The sequence below is a fragment of the Noviherbaspirillum sp. genome (genome assembly GCF_035254685.1).
Taxonomy (GTDB): domain Bacteria; phylum Pseudomonadota; class Gammaproteobacteria; order Burkholderiales; family Burkholderiaceae_D; genus Noviherbaspirillum.
The window spans coordinates 38437-61281 of sequence record NZ_DATFAI010000032.1; the positions used below are offsets into that span (position 1 = coordinate 38437).

The window sequence follows — 22845 nt, forward strand, 5'->3', positions numbered from 1 at the left end:
GCAATTATGCGCCTGCCGCCGGTGTGATGGCGGCAGTGTCCGGCAGCGGGATTTGCCCAAAGCCCAGCTTCGATTGTCGAAATTTTCCCAATGTTCTCTTCTTTTTGTATCCGCCGATTGTCACCCGGCGGCGGATTTGTATCGAAATGTCGGTTTCCAGGGCCTTGAAATATTTCAACCCGTCCCAATAATTGGTAAAAAATTATCGTCCATCGACTTTTGAGGGAAAAATGGCAGTCACCGAAAAGCAAACCCTGGGCTTCCAGGCAGAAGTCAAGCAATTGCTGCACCTGATGATCCACTCCTTGTACTCCAACAAGGAAATCTTTCTGCGTGAGCTTATCTCCAACGCTTCCGACGCCGCGGACAAGCTGCGTTTCGAGGCGATGAACAACGCCAGTCTGTTCGAAAACGATCCCGACCTGAAAATCAAGGTGACGTTCGACAAGGCAGCGCGCACCATCACCATTTCCGACAACGGCATCGGCATGAGCCGCGAGGACGCCATCGAGCACCTCGGCACCATCGCCAAGTCGGGCACCAAGGAATTCTTTTCCAAGCTGTCCGGCGACCAGCAGAAGGATGCCGCGCTGATCGGTCAATTTGGCGTGGGCTTCTATTCAGCGTTCATCGTGGCAGACAAGATCGTGGTGGAAACGCGGCGCGCCGGCCTCAAGGCCGACCAGGGTGTGCGCTGGGAATCGGCTGGCGAAGGCGACTTCTCGGTGGAGATGATTGACAAGCCCTCGCGCGGCACCGACATCACGCTGCACCTGCGCGAAGGCGAGGATGAGCTGCTCTCGTCCTGGAAGCTGAAGTCCATCATCCGCAAGTATTCCGACCACATTTCCCTGCCCATCCTGATGCAAAAGGAAGAATGGGACGAGGAAAAGAAGGAAACCATCGTCAAGGACGAGTTCGAGACCGTCAACCAGGCCAGCGCGCTGTGGTCGCGCAGCAAGTCAGACATCACGCCGGAACAGTACGAAGAGTTTTACAAGCACGTCTCGCATGACTTCGAAGGTCCGCTCGCCTTTACGCACAATCGCGTCGAAGGCCGCAGCGAATATACGCAGCTGCTTTACATTCCGAAGCGCGCCCCGTTCGACCTGTGGGACCGCAACAAGCGCGGGGGCATCAAGCTGTATGTGAAGCGCGTCTTCATCATGGACGATGCCGAACAGCTGATGCCGGTCTACCTGCGCTTCGTCAAGGGCGTGATCGACTCGGCCGACCTGCCGCTGAACGTCTCCCGCGAAATCCTGCAGGAGTCGCGCGACATCCGCATCATCCGTGAAGGCTCCACCAAGCGCATCCTCGGCCTGCTGGAAGACATGGCCAGCAGCGACGACCAGGCCGAGAAGGACAAGTACGCGACCTTCTGGAAGGAATTCGGCCAGGTGCTCAAGGAAGGCATCGGCGAGGACCACGCGAACAAGGAGCGCATCGCCAAGCTGCTGCGCTTCGCATCCACACACAATGACAGCGACGCTCAAAATGTCTCCTTCTCCGACTATATCGGCCGCATGAAGGAAGGCCAGAACAAGATCTATTACATCGCCGCCGACTCCTACGCCGCGGCGAAGAACAGCCCGCATCTCGAGATCTTCCGCAAGAAGGGCGTCGAGGTGATGCTGATGACCGACCGCGTGGACGAATGGATGCTCTCCTTCCTGCATGAGGTGGACGGCAAGGAACTGGTGTCGGTGGCCAAGGGCGACCTCGACCTCGGCAAGCTGGAAGACGAAGCCGAGAAGAAGCAGCACGAGGAAACCGAGAACCAGTACAAGGATCTGGTCGAGAAGATGAAAACGGCGCTGGGCGACAAGGCCAAGGATGTGCGCGTCACCTTCCGCCTGACCGATTCGCCGGCCTGCCTGGTGGCGGAAGAGCATGAACTGTCCGGCAATCTGGTGCGCATGCTCAAGGCCGCCGGCCAGAACGCACCCGAAAGCAAGCCGATCCTCGAAATCAATCCGGATCATCCGCTGGTGCAGCGCCTGAAATACGAGGAAGCGAAGTTCGATGACTGGTCGCACATCCTGTTCGATCAGGCGATGCTGGCCGAAGGCGGTGCCCTCGCGGATCCGGCGGGATTCGTGAAGCGCTTGAACGAGATGCTGCTCGGGATGGCAGGCTAAGGAAGCGCGTCCAGCATCAAAGGGCTTCTGCCGCAAAAGGAAAGCCGCTGCCACGCAGGCAGCGGCTTTTTGTTTTTCCGCCCTCGCCATGATCCATGATGCCCGCCCACTGAAACCGCGGTTTTTTGGCGCATCTCCGCCATTCCCGCCAAAGCGCTCAAATGATCCCCAGCGCTTCCGCGGTACGGTCCACCGCCAGCTTCAGTCGTTGCACAATCCCGTCGATCTCTTCGCGTGTGGCCGTCAACGCCGGTGCCAGGATCATCCGTGCCATCACTGAACGGACAATGAGCCCCGTCTGAAAAGCCGATTGCGTGCAATACGCACCGACCACGTCTTCATTGGCAAAGCGCTGCTTTTTGCCCTTGACCGGCGCAAGCTGCAAGGCTGCCGCCGCGCCTGCGCCCTGCACGCCCCACACGAGAGGATGACCGGCGAATGTCTCTTGCAGCAAGCGCTGCAGATACGGGCCGGTGTCATTCCTGACCTTGTCGACAATTCCGCCTTCATTCAATAGGCCGAGATTGGCGCATGCGACCGCCGCCGCCAGCGGGTGGCCCTGATAGGTGAAGACGTGCGCATAGAGGCCGCCTGCAGCGATCGCATCGGCGATTTTGCTCGACAGGATCAGCCCGCCCATCGGCACATAGCCCGAGGTCAGGCCCTTGGCGATGGAAATGGTGTCAGGCTCAATGCCGTAGAGCTGGTGCGAAAACCATTCGCCCATACGGCCAAATCCGCCGATGACTTCATCAACGCAAAGCAGCACATCGTACTTGCGGCAGATTCGCTGGATCTCCGGCCAGTAGGTCGAAGGCGGAAAAATGAATCCGCCGGCTCCCTGGATGGGCTCTGCGACAAACGCCGTAACATTGTCCGGCCCCAGTTCGAGAATCTTTTCTTCCAGCTCGCCGGCCATCCGCAGGCCGAACTCCTCTTCCGTAAGATCGCCCCGGTAGGCAAACCAGTACGGTTCGCCAATATGATGTATGCCGGGAATGGGAAGCCCTCCCATTTGATGCATGGCCTTGAAACCGCCAAGCGACGCGCTGCCCATGGTCGACCCGTGATAAGCATTGTGGCGGCTGATGAGAATCTTTTTCTGCGGCCTGTCTATCGTGTCCCAGTAGCGTCGTACGGTACGGATCAAGGTTTCATTGGCTTCCGAGCCCGAGTTGCAGTAGACCACGCGCCCGTAGCGCTCGGGGAGAATCGAGAACAATCTTTCCGCGAGATTGGCCAGGGACGGATGCGTCACGTTCATGTACGGACTGCAGAACGACAATTGCCGCATCTGATTCGTGGCAGCTTCAACCAGTTCTTCGCGGCCGTAGCCAAGCGCCGTGCAATATACGCCGGACACCCCGTCCAGATATTGTTTTCCCTGGCTGTCCCAAAGGTACGTCCCCTCCCCGCGCACCATGACCGAGATGTATTCAGGTTTGACCTGACGCTGGTCGGCGCAAGGCGCAAAGTGCCGTGCGGCGACAATCGATTGACAACGCTCTGTATCAAAACTCTTTTTGTCATCCATGCTGGCGGCTCCCTGGTTGCGCCTAACGTTTGTTATCTGCTGACGTCTGTTGACCCAGATAGGTGGCGGCCAGCGGCGCGACGGTTCCTCTTGCCTGCTTAACCGAAGCGGCGGACAAGGCCTTTTGAGCGAGATTCGTCGGTGCAACGCAGAGGCAATCGTTGGGAAACGCTCAGAGACAGCTTGCCAGAATCGCAAAAGGTGGCGCGGTTTGAGCGTCCGCAGGACTTCGTCTGAGCGAGCATAGCGGCCTTCCGCCCGCAAGCGAATCATTTCGCCTTGCCAAAACGGCAACGCCCGTAACGAGCGAAGATTTACCACAACAACAAGACCTTCGGGTAAAAACTGGGGGTTTGGCGAGACATCATTCTGTAGAATGTCGGAAACTTGCATTACCAGGTATCCCATGCTGATCAAACGCAATTCCATCGAGGCGCAAGCCAACCGCAAATCCGGCCCGCGCGCAGAGTCCAATGCCAGATCCTCCGCGAAACCGGCGCGCAAGCCGAAGTTCGCGCCAATCACCCTGTCCGAGGAAAACGGTGTGGTGTTCCTGCACTTCGGCAACGAGTGGATCCAGGGTGCAATGCGCATCCGCAAGCCGAACTGGATCGAACTGGAATACGCACAGCAGATGATGGCGTGGATGCTGTTCAACCGCGCGCCGCAGCACATCGTGCAGCTCGGCCTTGGCACCGGCGCGCTGACCAAGTTCTGCTACAAGCACTTCCCGGAATCGCTGGTCACTGCCGTCGAGATCAACCCTGCGGTCGTGATGACTTGCCACACAATGTTCCGCCTGCCATTCCAGGATGAGCGCCTCACCATCCGTGAAATGGATGCGATGGATTTCGTGCTGGACGAAGCCAACCACGGCAAGATCGACGTTATCCAGGCAGACCTGTACGACGCGACGGTGAAGGGGCCTGTCCTCGACACGCCAGAGTTCTACAAGGCCTGCGAAACCTGCCTGACGCCCGACGGCATCATGACCGTCAACCTGTTCGGCGACCATCCGAGCTACGGCAAGAACCTGAAGGCGATGCGCTACGCCTTCGACGAGGTGATGTGCCTGCCGCCGGTCCATGAAGGCAACGTCATCGCCATCGGCTTCAAGACTGCGCCGGAACTGGATTTCACGGCACTTTATGAACGCGCCGCCGAGATCACGGATGCGACCCGCCTGCCGGCAAAGTCCTGGGTCAACGGCCTGAAGGCCTGGCAATTGGCGCGCTAAGAAAACATTTACCGGGATCACCATCATGGATGCCAGACTCGAGCAGCAGGACTCTCCGAGGCCCAAGGCCGCGCCCAAAGCGCTCGACCTGCACCAGGTGTTCAGCTGGCTGCTGGCGGACGGCATCGTGGACAAGACATCTGCCAAGACCGCCTACAACCAGGCGCAAGCGCTGCTGCGCAATGCCACGATTGCCATGCATCCCCTGAGCGCGGTCGCGCAATGCAAACTGCAATCGGCGCTGCCGCCGCACAAGCTGCTCACGCTGGACTGGCTGAGCGAATGGATGGCGGGCAAGGTCAGGCTGCCCTTCTTTCGCATCGATCCGCTGAAGATCGATTTCGCCAAGGTCGCCGATGTCATGTCGGCGAACTATGCGGCGCGCTTCAACATCCTGCCGGTGGAAATGACGCCGGCCGAGGTCGTGATCGCCACTGCCGAGCCCTTCGTGGCGGACTGGGAAGCGGAAATCGCCAAGATCACGCGCCGCAACGTGAAGCTGGTCGTCGCCAATCCGCTCGACATCGCCCAGTACACCGCGCAATTCTTCACGCTCGCGAAATCGATCAAGGGCGCAAACAAGTCGAACACGCACGACCTCGCCCTGCGCAACAACTTCGAGCAGCTGGTCGAACTCGGCAAGAGCGACAAGCAGCTCGACGCCAACGACCAGCACATCGTCAACATCGTCGACTGGCTGTGGCAATACGCTTTCGAGCAGCGCGCCTCGGACATCCACCTCGAACCCAAGCGCGACCTCGGCGCAATTCGCTTCCGCATCGATGGCGTGCTGCACCAGGTCTACCAGGTGCCGGCCGCCGTCATGATCGCGATGACAGCACGCATCAAGCTGCTCGGGCGCATGGACGTGATCGAGAAGCGCCGTCCCCAGGACGGCCGCATCAAGACACGCACATCGGGAGGGCAGGAAATCGAACTGCGCCTGTCCACCATGCCGACCGCCTTCGGCGAAAAGCTGGTGATGCGCATTTTCGACCCGGAGGTCGTGGTCAAGACCCTGCCGGAGCTCGGCTTTCCGCCGGACGACGCGCAACGCTGGGATGCCCTGACCGCACGCCCGCACGGCATCATCCTCGTCACCGGTCCGACCGGCTCCGGCAAGACCACCACGCTCTACACCACGTTGAAGGCGCTGGCCACGTCGGAGGTCAATGTCTGCACGGTGGAAGACCCGATCGAAATGGTGGAGGGTTCCTTCAACCAGATGCAGGTCCAGCACGGCATCGACCTGTCCTTCGCGGACGGCGTGCGCGCGCTGATGCGGCAGGACCCGGACATCATCATGATCGGCGAAATCCGCGATCTGGAGACCGCCGAGATGGCCATCCAGGCCGCGCTGACCGGCCACCTGGTGCTGTCGACCCTTCACACCAACGACGCGCCGTCCGCCGTGATGCGCTTGCTGGAACTCGGCGTGCCCTACTACCTGCTGGAAGCAACCCTGATCGGCATCATGGCGCAGCGCCTGGTGCGCACCTTGTGCCCGGAATGCAAGAAGGCCGACGGCGAACTCTCCGACGATGTGTGGCAAGGCCTGACGCAAGGCTGGAAACTGCCCAGGCCCGAGAAGATTTATCGTCCCGTCGGTTGCCCCGAATGCCGTCAGACGGGCTATCGCGGCCGCACCGGCCTGTATGAACTGTTGACCGTGACGCAACCATTTGCCCAGCTGATCAAGCAGGAAACCAACATCCATGCCTTGACGCAGCAGAGCGTCAACGACGGCATGAAGCCCCTCCGCATCGCGGGTGCATTAAAAATCAGGGAAGGCGCCACGACTGCCGATGAAGTGCTGAAAGTGACCGCGGCGCTGACCTGAAGAAAGTTTTTTGCTGCGAACAGTAGACCAGAGCCAAGGCAATGGGTATAATCTCGCTCTCGTTGGGTCGTTAGCTCAGTTGGTAGAGCAGCGGACTCTTAATCCGTTGGTCGTAGGTTCGAGCCCTACACGGCCTACCAGCAAATTCAGCAGAAAGCCCGGTTCAGTTGGCCGGGCTTTTTGTTTATTGAAGCCGCCTCGTGCGGTTTCAACGGTTGGCCCATGTAGCTCAGTGGCAGAGCACTCCCTTGGTAAGGGAGAGGTCGGCAGTTCAATCCTGCCCATGGGCACCAGCAGACACAGGCGACTGTTCCTTCAGGGACAGTCGCCTTTTCTTTTTTTCCGGCAGAATGCGGCCACTGGCGCCGTCAGTGCACCATGTCACCCGCCGGACGAACTTGGCCGGGGCCAGCCTTCCCCCCGGTCTTCCCAAGGAAAGCAAGCCGGAAATGACTGGACTCCCGTCACCCTCCCGACCGAAATCCAAATAGTGAATCCCGACTTCCGGAAAACCATTAATATGTTGCCCACTACGATTTTCCGGAATCCACATGATTCACCGCGGTGCGCATTGCCCGCTGAAGGCAACGTGCACTGTGCGGCAGCGCCGATGTTTGTTCCGCTCGCGCTTTAGCTTCGGAATGGACTAATATCGGCTTCAGCCGCTCATCCCAATCTCGACTACGCCATGAAACAAGATCCCCGCTTTCCGAACCTCTTCATCCTCGACCACCCGCTGATCCAGCACAAGCTCACGCACATGCGCGACCGCGACACCTCGACGCGCACCTTCCGCGAATTGCTGCGCGAAATCACGCTGCTGATGGGCTACGAGATCACCCGCAACCTGCCGTTGACGACGATGCGCATTGAAACGCCGCTGCAAACCATCGACGCGCCGGTCATCGCCGGCAAGAAACTGGTCGTGGTGCCTGTGCTGCGCGCCGGCATCGGCATGAGCGACGGCCTGCTGGAACTGGTGCCGTCGGCACGTGTCGGCCATATCGGCGTCTACCGCGACCCGGAAACGCATCGGCCGGTGGAATACCTGGTGCGCCTGCCCGACCTGGCTGACCGCAATTTCATTTTGTGCGATCCGATGCTGGCCACCGGCAATTCGGCGGTGCACGCCGTTGATGTACTGAAAAAGCGCGGTGTGTCCGCCGAGCAGATTTCCTTTCTCGCGCTGGTCGCCGCGCCGGAAGGCGTGCAGGTGTTCCAGCAGGCGCATCCGGACGTGAAGGTGTATGTGGCGTCGCTGGATTCGCACCTGAACGATCACGCCTACATCATTCCGGGGCTCGGCGATGCGGGAGACAGGTTGTTCGGAACGAAATAACCCCGATGGCGCTTGACCTTCCCATGTTGGAACGCCTTACGCTACCACCATCTTCATTCAACAGGAGCACACCATGTACGAACTGAAAGTCGAAGGAATGAGTTGCGGCCACTGCGTCAGCACGGTCACGAAGTCGGTGCAGGCGGTGGACGCCGCGGCGAAGGTGGACGTGGATCTCGCCACGCAGAAAGTGCGCGTCAATTCGAGCGCCAAGCTCGACGACATCAAATCCGCGATTGTTGAAGCCGGCTACCCGGTGCTCGAAAGCAGCGCTGCATAAAACGGATGGGGCGGCTTTCCGTCCCCCTATCCAGGCACCCGACCGGCGGCGCAACCTGCGCCGTCCCGTAAAGCACATGGGTGCCCCCTCAATGACAGCTATGCCCCTCCTCGGGCACCGACGCCAGATTCTGCAGGATCGGACACTCCGGCCTGCTGTCGCCGGAACAGGCATGCGCGAGATGGCTGATGGTATCGCGCATCTCCGACAGCTCCCTGATGCGTTGTTCGAGCTGGGCAACGTGCTCCTGCGCGATCGCCTTCACGTCCGCGCTGGCACGATGCGGATCCTCCCACAGCGACAGCAGTTCCTTGATCTGCTCCAGTGAAAACCCGAGCGAGCGGGCGCGCTTGATGAAGCGCAGCGTGTGGACATCGCTGTTGCCATAGGTCCGGTAGCCGGACTCGGTACGTTCGCTGGCCTTGATCAGGTGGATGCTTTCGTAATAGCGGATCATCTTGGCCGATACGCCCGATGCCCTGGATGCCTGGCCGATGTTCATGCTGCCCCCTTTGCCCTCTCGGCAACCACCGGTTTCCAGCGACGCAGCAGCAAGGCGTTGCTGATCACGCTGACCGAGCTGAATGCCATCGCCGCACCGGCCACCACCGGATTGAGCATGCCGAACGCTGCCAGCGGAATCCCGACGAGGTTGTAGATGAATGCCCAGAACAGGTTCTGGCGAATCTTGCTATAGGTGCGGCGCGAGATGTCGATGGCATCTGCCACCAGGGCCGGATCCCCACGCATCAGCGTAATGCCCGCAGCGTGCATCGCAACGTCGGTACCGGTTGCCATCGCCACACCGACATCGGCGGCCGCGAGCGCCGGCGCATCGTTGATGCCGTCGCCGACCATTGCCACCACCTGCCCCCTGCCCTTCAGAGCGGCAACCTTGCCTGCCTTGTCGGCGGGCAGCACTTCCGCGACGATCTGGTCGATGCCCAGCGCGTTGCCGACCGCATTCGCACTGCCCTTGTTGTCGCCGGTCAGCAGCACGGTCTTCGCGCCGAGCGCTTGCAGGCGGCTGACGGCCTCCTGCGCGCTGGGCTTGATCTGGTCGCCGAAGGCCAGCAGGCCGAGCAGCTGTTTTGCCGCGCCGTCCTCGGCAAGCCAGGAAATCGTGTTGCCCTTGCCTTCCAGCAGGGCCGCGCGCTCCGCCAGGGGCGACAGGTGGATGCCGAGTTCCTGCATGAGGCGGGTGCTGCCGAGCTTGAGCTGATGTCCATCTACAGTCGCCGCCAATCCGCGCCCGGGCAATGCGGTGACTTCACTTGCCGCAGGCGCAGCGATGCCCCTGGCTTTAGCGGCATCGACGACCGCCCGGGCCAGCGGATGCTCGCTGCCCTGCTGCACCGCCGCTGCGAGCCTGAGCAACGCATCCTGGCCGACGCCATTCGGCGCGGCTTCGGTCAATGCAGGCTTGCCGATCGTGAGCGTGCCAGTCTTGTCGAACACCACGGTGGTGATCGCATGCGCGATCTCGAGCGCCTCAGCATCCTTGATCAGGATCCCGTTCTTCGCGCCAACGCCGGTGCCGGCCATGATCGCCGCCGGCGTCGCCAGCCCGAGCGCACAGGGGCAGGCAATCACCAGCACGGCCACGGCGTTGATGATGGATTGTTCGATATTGCCGCTGTAGAGCCACCATGCGAACAGCGTGATCAGCGCAATGACCAGAACGACCGGCACGAAGATGGCGCTCACCTTGTCCACCAGGTGCTGGATCGGTGCTTTGGCCGCCTGCGCGCTCTCGACCAGGCGGATGATGCGCGAGAGTGTCGTCTCCGCACCGACGGCGCCGGTGCGCACCAGCAGCAAGCCTTCCGCATTGATCGAACCGCCGGTCACCTTGTCGCCGGCCTGCTTGGCCACGGGCAGGCTCTCGCCGGTGATCAGCGATTCATCGATGTGGCTCATGCCTTCGAGCACGATGCCATCGACCGCCACCCGCTCGCCGGGACGCACCACGATCACATCGCCGAGACGGACCTGTTCGATCGGCACATCGGTATCGACACCCTCGCGCCGCACACGCGCTACATCGGGACGCAGCACCTGCAAGGCGCGGATCGCTTCCGTGGTCTGCCGCTTGGCGCGCGCCTCCAGCCATTTTCCGAGCAGGACGAGAGTGATCACCACTGCCGATGCTTCGAAATACAGGTGCGCCATGCCATGCTCGCCGTATGCGAGCCATTGATAGAGGCTCAGGCCGTAGGCGGCGCTGGTGCCCAGCGCCACCAGCAGGTCCATGTTGCCTGCACCGGCCTTGACCGCCTTCCAGCCAGCGCGATAGAAGCGTGCGCCAAGCCAGAACTGGACGGGCGTTGCCAGCGCCAGTTGCACCCAGCCGGGCAGCATCCAGTGCCCACCGAACAGGTTCAGCAGCATCGGCGCGATCAGCGGCAGCGACAGCAATGCAGCGAAGACTACATGCCGCAACTGCTTGTCGACCGGTTTTTCCGCCTGTTGGGCCGCGCTCGTGGCGCGATGCGGACGCGCGTGATACCCGGCCGCCTCGATCGCCGCAATCATGGCTTCTGCGGGAAGCGCGGCACTAGCCTTCACATGGGCGCTTTCGGTGGCGAGGTTGACGGTGGCATCGACCACGCCATTTACCTTGCGCAAGGCCTTTTCCACGCGGCCTACGCAGGAGGCGCACGTCATGCCTTCGACATCAAGGTCAATTTCCTGCTGCGCAACTTCGTAGCCCGCTTTCTCGACGACTTGCCTTACCGTGTCGAAGCCCACTGTGCCCTCGGCAGACACGGTCGCGCTCTCGGTACCGAGGTTGACGTTGGCATTGGCAACGCCGGGCACTGCGCGCAAGGCTTTTTCAATTCTTGCAACACAGGAGGCGCAACTCATGCCCTCGATCTTGACGGTGAATTCCTTCAATCCGGCTGGATTGGCTTGCGGAACCGCACTCATGCCTGCTCCTTGATGAACATATCGACTGCATTATCGACCTTCCTATCATGGTAAGGTCAAGCGGGCAAATCAAGCCTTGCCAAAAGCCTTCTGCAGTGCATCGTTGACAGTCGGATAACGCAGGCGCACACCAAGTTCCGTCTTGATCCTGGCATTGGCGAGGCGGCGTGATTCCGACATGAAAGACAGCATGACCGGGGAGACGGCCTTGCGTAGTTCCTCGCGCGGCAGGCGCGGGGGCCTTTGCAGGCCTGCGGCGTCGGCGACCGCGTCGAAGTAATCGGCCATTTTCATGTCCGAATCATCCACTGCGTGATAGACGCGGCAAGGCTGGGCTCGAAACATCGCCATGAAGACGATGCGCGCCAGGTCGTCGGCATGGATATGGTTGGTGAAGACGTCATCCTCGGGAACGAGTGCCGGCGTGGCCTTTTTCAGGCGGTCAATGGGCAGCCGGTCGGCGGCGTAAATGCCGGGCACGCGCAGGATCGCGAGCTGCGAACCCGAGCGCCGCGCCCATCCCCGCAGGACGCGCTCTGCATCGACACGACGCACCGCGCGCGCATTATGTGGATGGACCGGCCGCGTCTCGTCGGCCAGCGCGCCGCCGCAATCGCCATACACCCCGGTGGTGCTCACATAAACCAGGGTCGCATGGTCGGGTAAAATGGCGGTCAAATTACGCGTGCGCCGGTCTGTTTCCCCTTCAGGCGCGGGCGGTGCGAGATGCACGATGCAGGAAGCGAGCTGTCCGAGACGCACCAGGCTGGTGGGCTGGTCGAGGTTGGCGATCACGGGAACCGCGCCGGCAGCGCGCAATTCGTCCCGACGCGCTTCCTGGCTCGTCACCGCGAAGACGCGGAAGCGCCCGCGCAGCAGCGCCAGCAGGCGCATGCCGACATCGCCGCAACCGACAATCAGCACGCGCGGCATATCGATTTTTTTATTCATCATCATCAGGATTGTATGACTTTCCATGTAACTGTTCAGCCGAGCGGTCGGCAATTTACCTGCGAAGAAGACGAAACCGTATTGACGGCGGCGATCCGCGCCGGCGTCGGTCTCCCCTACGGCTGCAAGAACGGCGCCTGCGGCACCTGCAAGGGCAAGCTGGTCGAAGGCACGGTGACGCACGGCGCACACCAGGAGAAAGCCCTGTCGCCGGCGGAAGAAGAGAAAGGCTTCTCGCTGTTCTGCTGCGCGACGCCGCATTCGGACATCGTGATCGAAGCGCGCGAAGTGCTGGGCGTGGGCGAGTTCCCGATCAAGAAACTGCCGACGCGCGTGGCGAAGCTCGACCGCGTGGCGGACGACGTGATGGTCGTCTCGCTGCAATTGCCTGCGAACGAGCGCCTGCAGTATAAGGCCGGCCAGTACATCGAATTCCTGCTGAGGGACGGCAAGCGCCGCAGCTACAGCATGGCCAATGCGCCGCACCTGGATGAGCACCTGACGGTCCACGTGCGCCATATGCCGGGCGGACTGTTCACCGACCATGTGTTCAACAACATGAAGGAACGCGAGATCCTGCGCTTCGAAGGTCCGCTCGGCACCTTCTTCCTGCGCGAGGAGTCTGACAAGCCGATGGTGCTGCTCGCTTCCGGCACCGGCTTCGCGCCGATCAAGGCCATCATCGAGCATGCGATCCACAAGAAGACGCAGCGCCCGATGGTGCTTTACTGGGGCGGACGCCGGCCGAAGGACCTGTACATGCATGCTCTCTGCGAGGAATGGGCACGCAGCGTGCCGAATTTCAAGTATGTGCCCGTGGTATCGGATGCCCTGCCGGAAGACGGCTGGACCGGCCGCAGCGGCTTCGTTCATCGTGCCGTGATGGAAGACATTCCCGACCTGTCCGGCTATCAGGTCTATGCCTGCGGCGTGCCGGTCATGGTGGACTCGGCGAAGCGCGATTTCGTGGCGCAATGCAAGCTGCCGGAAGAGGAGTTCTATGCTGACGCCTTCACCTCCGAAGCGGACATCGCCGCGGACCTGGCCGCAAAATAGTTTTTGACGCACTGCGCAAAATAACGGTAATATTATTTTCATGAACACGACAGCCAAACCATTGCGACGCCGTTCCCTGCTGCCCCAGCCAGGGAAGCCGTGCGTGTAAGCGTTTGCGCTCACCAAGCCACAGGCCAGCCCTGTGGCTTTTTTTTTGATTCTCCCATTTGCCCATTTTTAGAGTTCAGGAGCCCGACATGGAATTCAGCCAGTACGACATCAACGCCCTCATGAAAATCACCAACCGGCCCAACCTGGTGTTTACCGAGGGCCGCGGCATGTGGCTGACGGACCATACCGGCAAACGCTACCTCGACTACCTGCAGGGCTGGGCGGTCAACTGCCTCGGCCACTCGCCCCAATGCGTCGTCGACGCGGTGACGGCGCAGGTCGGCAAGCTCATCAACCCCTCGCCCGCCTTCTACAACGAGCCGTCGATCGTGCTGGCCTCCATGCTCACGCAGAACTCCTGCTTCGACCGCGTGTTCTTCGCCAACAGCGGCGCGGAAGCCAATGAAGGCGCCATCAAACTGGCGCGCAAATGGGGCAAGCTCAACAAGAACGCGGCCGGCGAGAACCGCTACGAGATCATCACCTTCAACCACGGCTTCCACGGCCGCACACTGGCCACCATGTCGGCCAGCGGCAAGACCGGCTGGGACACCATGTTTGCGCCACAGGTGCCGGGCTTCCCCAAGGCGGAACTGAACGATATCGATAGCGTCGAGAAGCTGATCACCGACAAGACCGTGGCCGTGATGCTGGAACCGGTGCAAGGCGAAAGCGGCGTCATTCCGGCCACGCGCGAATTCATGCAGGCGCTGCGCGCACTGACGAAGCAGCGCAATCTGTTGCTCATCGTCGATGAAGTGCAGGCCGGCATGGGCCGTACCGGCGAACTGTTCGCCTATCAGTTGTCGAACGTTGAGCCGGACATCATGACGCTCGGCAAGGGCATCGGCGGCGGCGTGCCGCTGGCCGCACTGCTGGCACGCGAGGAAGTTGCCTGCTTCGAACCGGGTGAGCAAGGCGGCACCTATAACGGCAACCCGGTCATGACCGCGGCGGGCGTTGCCGTGCTCACAGAATTGCTCAAGCCCGGCTTCCTGCCGGCGGTGCGCGACAAGGGCGAATACCTCGGCGCCGAACTGCGCAGGCTGTGCGTGCGTCACAGCCTCGACGGCGAACGCGGCGAAGGCTTGCTGCGCGCACTCAAGCTGGGCAAGGACATCGGGCCGAAGATCGTCGAGACGGCCCGCAACCTGGAGCCGATCGGCCTGCTGCTCAATTCGCCGCGCCCCGATCTGTTGCGCTTCATGCCGGCGCTGAACATCACGACAGAGGAAATCGATCACATGATTTCGATGTTGTCCGACGTGCTGACGTCGCTCGGCCACTAAACAGTCCTGTATGGCGGGCTGCGGCCCGCCTTCTCTTCTTACTGCCGGTATCCGCAACCGGCAGACTTTCGATCACGCAAGCATCACGCGACAGCGCATCGCGCTTGGGCCAGGCCGAACGCGTGATTCCCGCATATTCCCAAAAGCAAGATTCTTTCAAATTTGGTAAAGTCTGTGAGTGCATCTCGCACCACATTTCATCGAGCAGCCGATCGAGACTGCCACTCAACCTCGAAGGAGCCATTTTGCGCAAGTCACTCTTCACATTGGCAATCGGGGCCGCGCTCGCCTTTACCGCGCCCGCCCACGCAGAACAAAAATACCAACCTGAATATCGCCTGTCGACCGTGCTCGGCACCGCTTTCCCCTGGGGCAAGGGCGGCGAGCGCTGGGCGGAACTGGTCAAGGAAAAGACCCAGGGCCGCATCAACATCAAGATGTATCCAGGCACTTCGCTGGTGGCTGGCGACCAGACCCGCGAATTCACCGCGATCCGCCAGGGCGTAATCGATCTTGCCGTCGGCTCGTCGATCAACTGGTCGCCGCAGGTGAAGGAGCTGAATCTGTTCTCGTTACCCTTCCTCGTGCCGGATTATCGCGGCGCGGATGCGCTGATGAACGGCGAGACGGGCAAGGCCATTTTCAAGGTGATCGAGAAGAACGGCGTGGTGCCGCTGGCGTGGGGAGAAAACGGCTTCCGCGAGGTCAGCAATTCCAAGCATGAGATCAGGACGCCGGCCGACATGAAAGGCATGAAGTTCCGCGTGGTCGGCTCGCCGCTGTTCAACGACACCTTCACCGCGCTCGGCGCGAACCCGACGCAGATGAGCTGGGCCGATGCGCAGCCCGCGCTGGCTTCCGGCGCTGTCGACGGCCAGGAAAATCCGATCTCGGTCTTCCTCGGCGCGAAGATCAGCTCCGTTGGCCAGAAATACCTGACGCAGTGGGGCTACATGAACGATCCGCTGATCTTCGTGGTCAACCGCAAGGTATGGGAAAGCTGGAGCAAGGCTGACCAGGAAGCCGTGCGCGCCGCCGCGATCCAGGCCGGCAAGGAAGAAATCGCGCTGGCACGCAAGGGCCTGACCGCGAACGACAACGCGCTGTGGAAGGAAGTGGAAGCACAGGGCGTGAAGGTCACGCATCCGACCGCCGACGAACTGGCGCAGTTCAAGAAACTGACCCGCCCGGTCTTCGACAAGTGGTCGAAGACTGTCGGCGTCGACCTGGTCAAGAAGGCCGAAGCAGAAATCGCCGCACGCAAGTAAGCATCATCATGCGCGGGGTGTCTTTTTTCCAGAGTGAAGAGAGGCGCCCCTGCCGCAACAGCATGCTCCATCCCCAACCGCTGTCCAGGCGGTATTTTTGTTTACGTATCCAAGAGAATTTCACATGAGCGAACTGCCGAGTGACCTTCCGGAAAGCGCAGAATCACGCGGCGAAGCGCCGCCACGCATCACCGTGAAGATCGAAGAAGCCTGCGCCGCGCTGGCAATGGCCCTGATATGCTGCATCACCTTTGCCAACGTGCTGGTGCGCTACTTCACCGATGCCTCGTTCGCCTTCACCGAAGAGTTTTCGATTTTCCTGATGGTGGTCCTGACCCTGTTTGGCGCTTCCGCCGCCTTCGTCAAGGACCAGCATATCCGCATGACCTTCATCACCGAACGCCTGCCGCGCGGCATCGCGCGCAAGGTGGAATACCTGGTCATGCTGCTCAGTGCCGTGATGTTCGCCGTGCTCGCCTGGTACGGCACCTTCCTGTTCTGGGACGACTGGCAGTACGACACCACCTCGCCGGGCATCGGCATTCCGCAATGGATCTACACGATCTGGCTGCCGCTGCTGTCGGCGCTGATCTTCCTGCGCATCATTGGGCGTCTGATCCGGCTTTTCCGCCAGCCTGCGGAAGCTGCTGAAAGGAGCGCATCATGATCGCGCAAGGCAGCCTCATCCTTTTCCTTGGCTTCGCACTGCTGCTGGCCATGGGCGCGCCGCTGGCGATTGCGCTTGGCATCTCCGGCACCGCCGTGATCCTCACCGAAGGCCTCGGCATCATGTCGGTGCCAACCAACGCCTATAACGGCATTGCTAAGTATCCGCTGCTCGCACTTCCGGTGTTCGTGCTGGCGGGCATGATGTTCGAACGCGCCGGCGTCGCGGTGCGCATCGTGCGCTTCGCGTCGGCGATCGTGGGCAAGCGGCGTGGCGCACAGGGCATCGTCGCCATCCTGGTCTGCATGTTCCTCGGTGGCATATCCGGCTCCGGCCCTGCCGATGCTGCGGCGGTGGCAATGGTGATGATTCCGAGCATGTCCACGCAAGGCTATCCGAAAGCTTTCTCCGCGACGCTGATCGCGGCGGCCGGCTCGACGGCCATCCTGATTCCACCCTCGGTCGCGCTGATCGTGTACAGCGTGCTGGTACCGTCGGCATCCGTGCCGGCACTCTTTGCGGGCGGCGTCATCCCCGGCATCCTGGCCGGCCTTGCGCTGATCATGCCGACGCTGTATTTCTCGCACAAGCACGGCTGGGGCAAGGGCGACGGTGAAGTCAGTCCGCCCTTCTGGGCGACATTCAAGGAGGCGGTGTGGGGCCTGCTCGCACCGGTCATCATCCTCGGCGGCCTGCGCACCGGCATCTTCACGCCGACGGAAGCGGCCGTGGTCGCCGCTTTCTACGGCTTCTTTGTCGGCGTCTTCGTATATCGCTCGTTGACGCTGCGCGATGTCTACAAGGTACTGGTCGAGTCGGCGGAAATTTCGGCCGTGGTGATGCTGATCATTTCGCTGGCCGGCGTGTTCGCGCATGCCGGTTCGACGCTCGGCGCCTTCGACGCCTTCGCCAAACTGCTGCTCGGCTTCACCAGCAATGAAGGCATGATGCTGGTCATGGTGACGATCATGTTATTGATCGCCGGCATGCTGCTCGATGCGGTATCGATCTATCTGGTATTCCTGCCCATCCTGCTGCCGATCATGGCGATCTACAAGTGGGACCCGGTATGGTTCGGCATCATCATGACGATGAATCTCGCGATCGGCCAGTTCACGCCGCCGATGGCGGTGAACCTGATGGTGACCTCGCGCGTGGCCGGAATTACCATTGAATCCACCGTGCGCTGGGCGCTGTGGATGGTGGCCGCGATGATGACTGCGCTGATCCTTGTCACCGCATTCCCGCAACTCGCATTGTGGCTGCCGCAGACTTTCGGCTATTGAACATGACACAAGACATCTGCTATCTGAGTGCAAGCGACATGGCCGGCGAAATCCGCGCCGGCCGTCTGTCCGCACGCGAAGTGATGCAAGCTCACCTGGCGCGCATCGACAGCATCAATCCCAAGGTGAACGCCATCGTCACGCTGCATGCCGAACAGGCGCTGGCGGCTGCCGCGGCGGCCGATGAGAAGCAGGCGCGCGGCGAAGCACTCGGGCCGCTGCACGGCCTGCCGGTTGCGCACAAGGACCTGATGCTCACCAAAGGCATGCGCACCACCTTCGGCTCGAAGGTGCATGAGAACCTGGTTCCGACCAGCAGCGCGCTCGTGGTCGAGCGTCAGCAGCAGGCGGGCGCGATCAGCATCGGCAAGACCAACACGCCGGAATTCGGCGCGGGTTCGCAAACCTTCAATGCGGTGTTCGGCGCTACGCGCAATCCCTGGGACCTGTCGAAGACCTGCGGCGGATCGAGCGGCGGCTCGGCGGTCGCGCTGGCGACCGGCATGGTGCCGCTGGCCGACGGCACCGACATGGGCGGCTCGCTGCGCTGTCCGGCGAATTTCTGCAATGTGGTCGGACTGCGTCCTTCGGTCGGCCGCGTCCCGCAGGTGCCGACCACCGATGGCTGGGAAACGCTGTCCGTGAGCGGCCCGATGGCACGCAATGTGACCGACCTTGCGCTCTATCTGTCTGTCATGGCCGGCCCCGATGCGCGTGACCCGCTTGCCATCGCGGAGGACGGTGCACGTTTCCGTGCGCCGCTCGATCGCGATTTCAAGGGCGCGCGCATCGCATGGAGTCCGAACATGGGCGGCCTGCCGGTCGACAGGCGCGTGGTGAATATCATCGATGCGCAGCGCAAGGTCTTCGAAGACCTCGGCTGCGTGGTCGAGGAAGCCTGTCCGGATTTCCGCGACGCGCACGACATCTTCATGGCCCTGCGCGCCTATGCCTTCGAGTCCGGACTCGGCACCGTGATGGACCGCCATCCCGGCGTGCTGAAGGACACGGTGGTGTGGAACATCATGGAAGGACGCAAGCTCACGGCATCGCAACTCGCACGCGCCAACAAGCTGCGCACGGCCCTGTTCCAGCGCATGCACCGCTTCATGCAGACCTACGACTTCATCGTGCTGCCGGTCAACCAGGTGCCGCCCTTCCCCGTCGAGCAGCAATACATCACGGAAATCGATGGCGTGAAGATGGAAAGCTACATCGAATGGATGCGCTCCTGCTACCTCGTCACCGTGACCACGCATCCTGCCCTTTCCCTGCCCTGCGGATTCACTGACGATGGCCTGCCGGTCGGCATGCAAATCGTTGGACGGCACCAGGGCGAGTTCGCCCTGCTGCAGATCGCGCACGCGCTGGAGGAGAAGATGGGTGTGTCGGGGCGGCGGCCGATGTTGTAGCGTGCAGAAACCCCTTTGTCCACGGAAAACACAGAAAGCACGGACAACGACAAAAATTTCTGTGTTTTCCGTGTTTTCCGTGGACAAAGGTTTTTGTGCAGTCAATGAATCTTCGGTTTCTCACCAGTAGCATGGTTTGGGTGCAGCGAGACGGCGGAAATGCCTGGAGCTGCTACAGTACGATGTGAGTGAAAAGACCGCGCCAACGAGGCATGTGATGAATTCCGATATGAAACAGGCCGAGCAGGACAAGGCGGCGCGCATTTCGAGGCTGATCGTTGCCATCGTCACCTTTCTCGGCGCGCTCGGCATGCTTGCCCTGCTGTATTTCCCGCTCAGCAGGCTTTGACCGCCCTCTTTATCTTCATTCAATGGAGTGAGACATGAATCTGCAACAGCTACTCGGTGTCGCCTTGCCGATCATCCAGGCCCCCATGGCCGGTTCGCAGGGCAGTGCGCTCGCGATTGCCGTGTCCAATGCAGGCGGCCTTGGTTCACTGCCCTGCGCGCTGCTGGGCATGGAGGCCATGCGCAAGGAACTGACAACTATCAAGGCGCAGACCGAGAAACCGTTCAACGTCAATTTCTTCTGCCACCAGCCGCCTGAACCGAGCGCGGAACGCGAGGCGGGATGGCGCAAGGCGCTCTCCCCGTATTACCAGGAATTCGGCATCGACTCGAGCAATATTCCCGCCGCCCCCATGCGGATGCCTTTCAGCGACGAAGCCGCCGACGTGCTGGATGAATTCAGGCCCGCCGCAGTCAGCTTTCATTTCGGCCTGCCCTCGGAGCGCCTGCTGGAGCGTGCAAAAAAATGCGGCGCGAAGATCCTGTCGACGGCCACCACGGTGGAAGAAGCGCTCTGGCTGGAAGAGCGCGGCGCCGATGCAGTCATCGCGCAGGGCTTTGAAGCAGGCGGGCATCGCGGCATGTTCTTGACGGAAGACCTGACGACGCAGATGGGAACCTTTGCGCTGCTGCCGCAGGTGGTGAAAGCGGTGAAGGTGCCGGTCATCGCCGCTGGCGGCATCGCAGATGCGGAGGGTGTTGCCGCGGCCATGGCGCTGGGCGCCGCAGGCGTGCAGGTCGGCACGGCCTACCTGCTTTGCCCCGAGGCCACGACCAGTGCGATATACCGCGCCGCCCTCGCGAGTGCGAATGCGCGCCACACCGCCGTCACCAACATCTTCAGCGGGCGGCCGGCGCGTGGCATTGTTAACCGCGTCATCCGGGAACTCGGACCGATTGAATCGGCCGCGCCGGCATTTCCCCTTGCCAGCACGGCGATCGGCCCCTTGCGCGCCAAGGCGGAAAGCCAGGGCTCGGGCGACTTCTCCCCCTTGTGGAGCGGGCAGAATGCGACCGGCTGCAAGCCGATACCGGCGGCCGAACTGACGCGTCTGCTGGCTGCCGGGCTGCGTCTGCCAGGCTAGGGGCCTGTCCAGAAAAGTTGATCCATATCATTTTTTCCGCGTAGGCGGCGGGGTAGCCTTGTCCCAAATGAAACGCACATCGGACCGACTCGGCGACATGCAACCCTCTCTACAACAGATGCCGGACGACCATCACCTGGAAATGGTCTCGTTTTACTTCGCAGTACTGTCGGAGCCGACGCGCCTGAAGATACTCACTGCGCTGCGCCATGGCGAGCGCACGGTCAACGAGCTTGCGGCCGAGATCGAAGCGAAGCAGTCGAACGTCTCGCACAAGCTCAAAATGCTGCACCAGTCACGGATCCTCGTGCGCCGCAAAGAAGGCACGCAAGTCTATTACCGCATCGGCGACGAGGCCACGATGACGCTGTGCCGCGAGGTTTGCCGCGTGCAGGCGATTGTCATGCGCCGCGCGCGCGGTGAAGTGCATGACACCTGCCGGCTGCCCGACCAGCGCTGCAGCATCAGCGGCGGCACCTGCCATTGGCAGGATGCGCATCCGCTGGCCGTGCACGACAGTACACAAGGCGCGGACTGAGATTACCAGTGCAGCTCGCCGCCGCCGAGCTCGATCACGCGACCGCCCACGTGAATCTCGCCATCGGTCACTTCGAGCGTCAGCAGGTTCGGTCGGTTGATGAGCGTACCCTGCCTGACTGTTGCCTTCAGGGGTTCGTCGCCCTCGGCGGCCATCCACCATCCGCCCAGATTGGCGCAGGCTGATCCCGTGCCCGGATCTTCGCCGAGGCCGGCCTGGCCTGATATCCAGAAATAGCGCGATTCGAATCCGTCTGCGGTGCGTGCGAAGACGTAGGTCTTCGCCTGCCCCTGCGTGTTGGTGTTGTATTTCTTCATCAGCGCAGAATCGGGCCGGCAGGCGTTGACATGATCGACGCTGGTGAGCGGGATCATGGGTTGCTCCGTGCCGCAATTGACCCACATCGCAGGCGCGGCGATCGCTTCCTCGGGCAGGTTCAGCATGGCGGCCAGTTCGGCGCGCGTCGCTTCCATGGCCCGATAGTCAGGCGGGTTCGCGCGCAGGGTCCATCGATCGCCATCGGCGCGTACCGGGATCAGCCCGGCCTGCATCTCCAGCGTGAAGCTGTCGCCGGTCTTGAACAGCTCGCGCACCACCTGCGCCGAACCGAGCGTCGGATGTCCCGCGAAGGGCATCTCGTAGGTCGGCGTGAAGATGCGCACGCGAGCCGCCGCACGTTCGGAGGGAAACAGAAAAGTGGTTTCCGACAGGTTGAACTGGCGGGCCACTGCCTGCATCTCGGCATCGGACAAGCCACTGCCGTCTTCGATCACGGCCAGCGGATTGCCGCCGAAGGGTGTTTCAGCAAAAACGTTGAGAATGCGATAGCGTATGGAGGGCATGATCTGTCATCGAGGGTTGAAGGGCCTTGCACGGCAATTGCAGGCAATCGCCCAAGTATAGCCGCAATCCTCGCGCAGACTCCTGGCTGAATTGAACGCTTATTGCCTGGCAGGAAGCGGCTGGCCGGCCAGCACTTCGAAGTAGGCCGGAAAGAGTTCGGCGCGGCGCGCATGCGATTCGGTGATGCGCATGGTGTAGTAGCCGACCTGGTGGTAGTACGTGATGCGCGCGCGGATTACGGCTTCGCCCTCGGAATAGCCGAGCGCGGCGAATATCTGCGTGAGCACGCGCAAGCGCGCCGTATCCGCCGAACGCACTGCGCGCGCCACCTCGGGGGCATTGCGCGCCCAGTCGCGCACCGCGCTGTCGTAGGCCGGATCGAATTCCTTCTCGTCCAGCCAGATGCGCGTGAAGCGCGCGAGCTGTTCCAGTGGCGGAACGGCGTCGTCCGCGACCACGCGCAAGAAGGGTTCGGTATTCTGCGAGCGCCATTGCTTCAGCAGCGCATCGAGCAATGCCTGGCGGTCAGCGAAATGCCAGTAGAAGCTGCCGCGCGTCACGTTCAGCTCGCGCGCCAGACGATCTACCTTGACGTCAGCCACGCCATGTCGGATCAGGGCAGCACGCGCAGCGAGAACCCAGTCCTGTGCCGAAAGGTTGTCGTCGGGTTTGCTGCGCGTTTTCGTCAT

General features: G+C 61.6%; 21 protein-coding genes and 2 tRNA genes. 16 read left to right on the plus strand and 7 right to left on the minus strand.

Annotated features, from left to right (window positions below):
* Nucleotides 1–4 precede the first annotated feature (4 nt).
* A complete protein-coding gene (locus tag VJ698_RS14760) occupies nucleotides 5–178 on the minus strand; it encodes a hypothetical protein (RefSeq protein WP_324103541.1) in 174 nt (57 codons plus the stop codon).
* 52 nt (nucleotides 179–230) lie between these two features.
* Between VJ698_RS14760 and htpG the strand changes: the two genes are divergently transcribed.
* Nucleotides 231–2141, plus strand: coding sequence for a molecular chaperone HtpG (htpG, locus tag VJ698_RS14765; protein ID WP_324103542.1), 1911 nt, complete (start codon nucleotides 231–233; stop codon nucleotides 2139–2141).
* A 157-nt stretch (nucleotides 2142–2298) separates the two neighbouring features.
* On the opposite strand, the gene VJ698_RS14770 is transcribed toward htpG, so the two are convergent.
* Complete coding sequence (locus VJ698_RS14770) at nucleotides 2299–4083, minus strand: aminotransferase (RefSeq protein ID WP_324103593.1); 1785 nt, start codon at nucleotides 4081–4083, stop codon at nucleotides 2299–2301.
* Between VJ698_RS14770 and VJ698_RS14775 the strand changes: the two genes are divergently transcribed.
* The 6 genes from VJ698_RS14775 to VJ698_RS14800 all read left to right on the plus strand — a co-directional run bounded on the left by VJ698_RS14775 (nucleotide 4082) and on the right by VJ698_RS14800 (nucleotide 8371).
* On the plus strand, nucleotides 4082–4912 hold the full coding sequence (locus VJ698_RS14775; protein WP_324103543.1) for an SAM-dependent methyltransferase: 831 nt from the start codon (nucleotides 4082–4084) through the stop codon (nucleotides 4910–4912). The two genes, VJ698_RS14770 and VJ698_RS14775, sit on opposite strands and share 2 nt — an antisense overlap.
* Before the next feature lie 25 nt (nucleotides 4913–4937).
* Complete coding sequence (locus VJ698_RS14780; protein WP_324103544.1) at nucleotides 4938–6752, plus strand: GspE/PulE family protein; 1815 nt, start codon at nucleotides 4938–4940, stop codon at nucleotides 6750–6752.
* Nucleotides 6753–6816: 64 nt separating this feature from the next.
* A tRNA-Lys gene (locus tag VJ698_RS14785) sits at nucleotides 6817–6892 on the plus strand.
* Between the two features lie 78 nt (nucleotides 6893–6970).
* Nucleotides 6971–7045 (plus strand) — tRNA-Thr (locus VJ698_RS14790).
* 395 nt (nucleotides 7046–7440) lie between these two features.
* On the plus strand, nucleotides 7441–8091 hold the full coding sequence (gene upp, locus VJ698_RS14795) for a uracil phosphoribosyltransferase (protein ID WP_324103545.1): 651 nt from the start codon (nucleotides 7441–7443) through the stop codon (nucleotides 8089–8091).
* Nucleotides 8092–8164: 73 nt separating this feature from the next.
* Entirely contained in the window at nucleotides 8165–8371 is a 207-nt protein-coding gene (locus VJ698_RS14800) for a heavy-metal-associated domain-containing protein (protein WP_324103546.1), read from the plus strand.
* Between the two features lie 88 nt (nucleotides 8372–8459).
* Here the strand turns inward: VJ698_RS14800 and cueR are convergent, their stop codons facing one another.
* The 3 genes from cueR to VJ698_RS14815 all read right to left on the minus strand — a co-directional run bounded on the left by cueR (nucleotide 8460) and on the right by VJ698_RS14815 (nucleotide 12280).
* On the minus strand, nucleotides 8460–8873 hold the full coding sequence (cueR, locus tag VJ698_RS14805; RefSeq protein WP_324103547.1) for a Cu(I)-responsive transcriptional regulator: 414 nt from the start codon (nucleotides 8871–8873) through the stop codon (nucleotides 8460–8462).
* Complete coding sequence (locus VJ698_RS14810) at nucleotides 8870–11302, minus strand: heavy metal translocating P-type ATPase (RefSeq protein ID WP_324103548.1); 2433 nt, start codon at nucleotides 11300–11302, stop codon at nucleotides 8870–8872. Before VJ698_RS14810 ends, cueR begins: the two co-directional genes overlap by 4 nt.
* Nucleotides 11303–11371: 69 nt before the next feature.
* A complete protein-coding gene (locus VJ698_RS14815) occupies nucleotides 11372–12280 on the minus strand; it encodes an NAD-dependent epimerase/dehydratase family protein (RefSeq protein WP_324103549.1) in 909 nt (302 codons plus the stop codon).
* Between VJ698_RS14815 and VJ698_RS14820 the strand changes: the two genes are divergently transcribed.
* The 9 genes from VJ698_RS14820 to VJ698_RS14860 all read left to right on the plus strand — a co-directional run bounded on the left by VJ698_RS14820 (nucleotide 12269) and on the right by VJ698_RS14860 (nucleotide 21313).
* The gene (locus VJ698_RS14820) at nucleotides 12269–13309 is read left to right on the plus strand and encodes a CDP-6-deoxy-delta-3,4-glucoseen reductase (RefSeq protein ID WP_324103550.1); all 1041 of its coding nucleotides are present in this window, start codon (nucleotides 12269–12271) and stop codon (nucleotides 13307–13309) included. The genes VJ698_RS14815 and VJ698_RS14820 overlap by 12 nt on opposite strands.
* Before the next feature lie 197 nt (nucleotides 13310–13506).
* Nucleotides 13507–14709: an acetylornithine transaminase gene (locus tag VJ698_RS14825; protein WP_324103551.1), complete on the plus strand. Its 1203-nt coding sequence runs from the start codon at nucleotides 13507–13509 to the stop codon at nucleotides 14707–14709.
* Between the two features lie 245 nt (nucleotides 14710–14954).
* The gene (locus VJ698_RS14830) at nucleotides 14955–15977 is read left to right on the plus strand and encodes a DctP family TRAP transporter solute-binding subunit (RefSeq protein WP_414691163.1); all 1023 of its coding nucleotides are present in this window, start codon (nucleotides 14955–14957) and stop codon (nucleotides 15975–15977) included.
* A 124-nt stretch (nucleotides 15978–16101) separates the two neighbouring features.
* A complete protein-coding gene (locus VJ698_RS14835; protein ID WP_324103553.1) occupies nucleotides 16102–16644 on the plus strand; it encodes a TRAP transporter small permease in 543 nt (180 codons plus the stop codon).
* Nucleotides 16641–17930 (plus strand): TRAP transporter large permease, encoded by a 1290-nt coding sequence (locus VJ698_RS14840; protein ID WP_324103554.1) that lies wholly within the window; start codon nucleotides 16641–16643, stop codon nucleotides 17928–17930. Before VJ698_RS14835 ends, VJ698_RS14840 begins: the two co-directional genes overlap by 4 nt.
* Before the next feature lie 2 nt (nucleotides 17931–17932).
* Entirely contained in the window at nucleotides 17933–19342 is a 1410-nt protein-coding gene (locus tag VJ698_RS14845) for an amidase (RefSeq protein WP_324103555.1), read from the plus strand.
* A 217-nt stretch (nucleotides 19343–19559) separates the two neighbouring features.
* A complete protein-coding gene (locus VJ698_RS14850) occupies nucleotides 19560–19691 on the plus strand; it encodes a hypothetical protein (RefSeq protein ID WP_324103556.1) in 132 nt (43 codons plus the stop codon).
* 34 nt (nucleotides 19692–19725) lie between these two features.
* Complete coding sequence (locus tag VJ698_RS14855; RefSeq protein ID WP_324103557.1) at nucleotides 19726–20775, plus strand: nitronate monooxygenase; 1050 nt, start codon at nucleotides 19726–19728, stop codon at nucleotides 20773–20775.
* A 67-nt stretch (nucleotides 20776–20842) separates the two neighbouring features.
* Complete coding sequence (locus VJ698_RS14860; RefSeq protein WP_324103558.1) at nucleotides 20843–21313, plus strand: metalloregulator ArsR/SmtB family transcription factor; 471 nt, start codon at nucleotides 20843–20845, stop codon at nucleotides 21311–21313.
* Nucleotides 21314–21315: 2 nt separating this feature from the next.
* On the opposite strand, the gene VJ698_RS14865 is transcribed toward VJ698_RS14860, so the two are convergent.
* Both VJ698_RS14865 and VJ698_RS14870 read right to left on the minus strand, forming a co-directional pair.
* Complete coding sequence (locus VJ698_RS14865; protein ID WP_324103559.1) at nucleotides 21316–22155, minus strand: PhzF family phenazine biosynthesis protein; 840 nt, start codon at nucleotides 22153–22155, stop codon at nucleotides 21316–21318.
* Nucleotides 22156–22254: 99 nt separating this feature from the next.
* The gene (locus VJ698_RS14870) at nucleotides 22255–22845 is read right to left on the minus strand and encodes a TetR/AcrR family transcriptional regulator (protein WP_324103560.1); all 591 of its coding nucleotides are present in this window, start codon (nucleotides 22843–22845) and stop codon (nucleotides 22255–22257) included.

What these genes read in the sequence shown, in the direction of transcription:
- VJ698_RS14800 (WP_324103546.1), top strand. Translation starts at nt 8,165, where the DNA reads ATGTACGAACTGAAAGTCGAAGGAATGAGTTGCGGCCACTGCGTCAGC.
- cueR (WP_324103547.1), bottom strand. Translation starts at nt 8,873, where the DNA reads ATGAACATCGGCCAGGCATCCAGGGCATCGGGCGTATCGGCCAAGATG.
- VJ698_RS14825 (WP_324103551.1), top strand. Translation starts at nt 13,507, where the DNA reads ATGGAATTCAGCCAGTACGACATCAACGCCCTCATGAAAATCACCAAC.
- VJ698_RS14850 (WP_324103556.1), top strand. Translation starts at nt 19,560, where the DNA reads ATGAATTCCGATATGAAACAGGCCGAGCAGGACAAGGCGGCGCGCATT.
- VJ698_RS14775 (WP_324103543.1), top strand. Translation starts at nt 4,082, where the DNA reads ATGCTGATCAAACGCAATTCCATCGAGGCGCAAGCCAACCGCAAATCC.
- VJ698_RS14855 (WP_324103557.1), top strand. Translation starts at nt 19,726, where the DNA reads ATGAATCTGCAACAGCTACTCGGTGTCGCCTTGCCGATCATCCAGGCC.
- VJ698_RS14840 (WP_324103554.1), top strand. Translation starts at nt 16,641, where the DNA reads ATGATCGCGCAAGGCAGCCTCATCCTTTTCCTTGGCTTCGCACTGCTG.
- VJ698_RS14810 (WP_324103548.1), bottom strand. Translation starts at nt 11,302, where the DNA reads ATGAGTGCGGTTCCGCAAGCCAATCCAGCCGGATTGAAGGAATTCACC.
- VJ698_RS14870 (WP_324103560.1), bottom strand. Translation starts at nt 22,845, where the DNA reads ATGACGAAAACGCGCAGCAAACCCGACGACAACCTTTCGGCACAGGAC.
- VJ698_RS14780 (WP_324103544.1), top strand. Translation starts at nt 4,938, where the DNA reads ATGGATGCCAGACTCGAGCAGCAGGACTCTCCGAGGCCCAAGGCCGCG.
- VJ698_RS14865 (WP_324103559.1), bottom strand. Translation starts at nt 22,155, where the DNA reads ATGCCCTCCATACGCTATCGCATTCTCAACGTTTTTGCTGAAACACCC.
- VJ698_RS14835 (WP_324103553.1), top strand. Translation starts at nt 16,102, where the DNA reads ATGAGCGAACTGCCGAGTGACCTTCCGGAAAGCGCAGAATCACGCGGC.
- VJ698_RS14845 (WP_324103555.1), top strand. Translation starts at nt 17,933, where the DNA reads ATGACACAAGACATCTGCTATCTGAGTGCAAGCGACATGGCCGGCGAA.
- VJ698_RS14770 (WP_324103593.1), bottom strand. Translation starts at nt 4,083, where the DNA reads ATGGGATACCTGGTAATGCAAGTTTCCGACATTCTACAGAATGATGTC.
- upp (WP_324103545.1), top strand. Translation starts at nt 7,441, where the DNA reads ATGAAACAAGATCCCCGCTTTCCGAACCTCTTCATCCTCGACCACCCG.
- VJ698_RS14860 (WP_324103558.1), top strand. Translation starts at nt 20,843, where the DNA reads ATGAAACGCACATCGGACCGACTCGGCGACATGCAACCCTCTCTACAA.
- VJ698_RS14820 (WP_324103550.1), top strand. Translation starts at nt 12,269, where the DNA reads ATGACTTTCCATGTAACTGTTCAGCCGAGCGGTCGGCAATTTACCTGC.
- htpG (WP_324103542.1), top strand. Translation starts at nt 231, where the DNA reads ATGGCAGTCACCGAAAAGCAAACCCTGGGCTTCCAGGCAGAAGTCAAG.
- VJ698_RS14815 (WP_324103549.1), bottom strand. Translation starts at nt 12,280, where the DNA reads ATGGAAAGTCATACAATCCTGATGATGATGAATAAAAAAATCGATATG.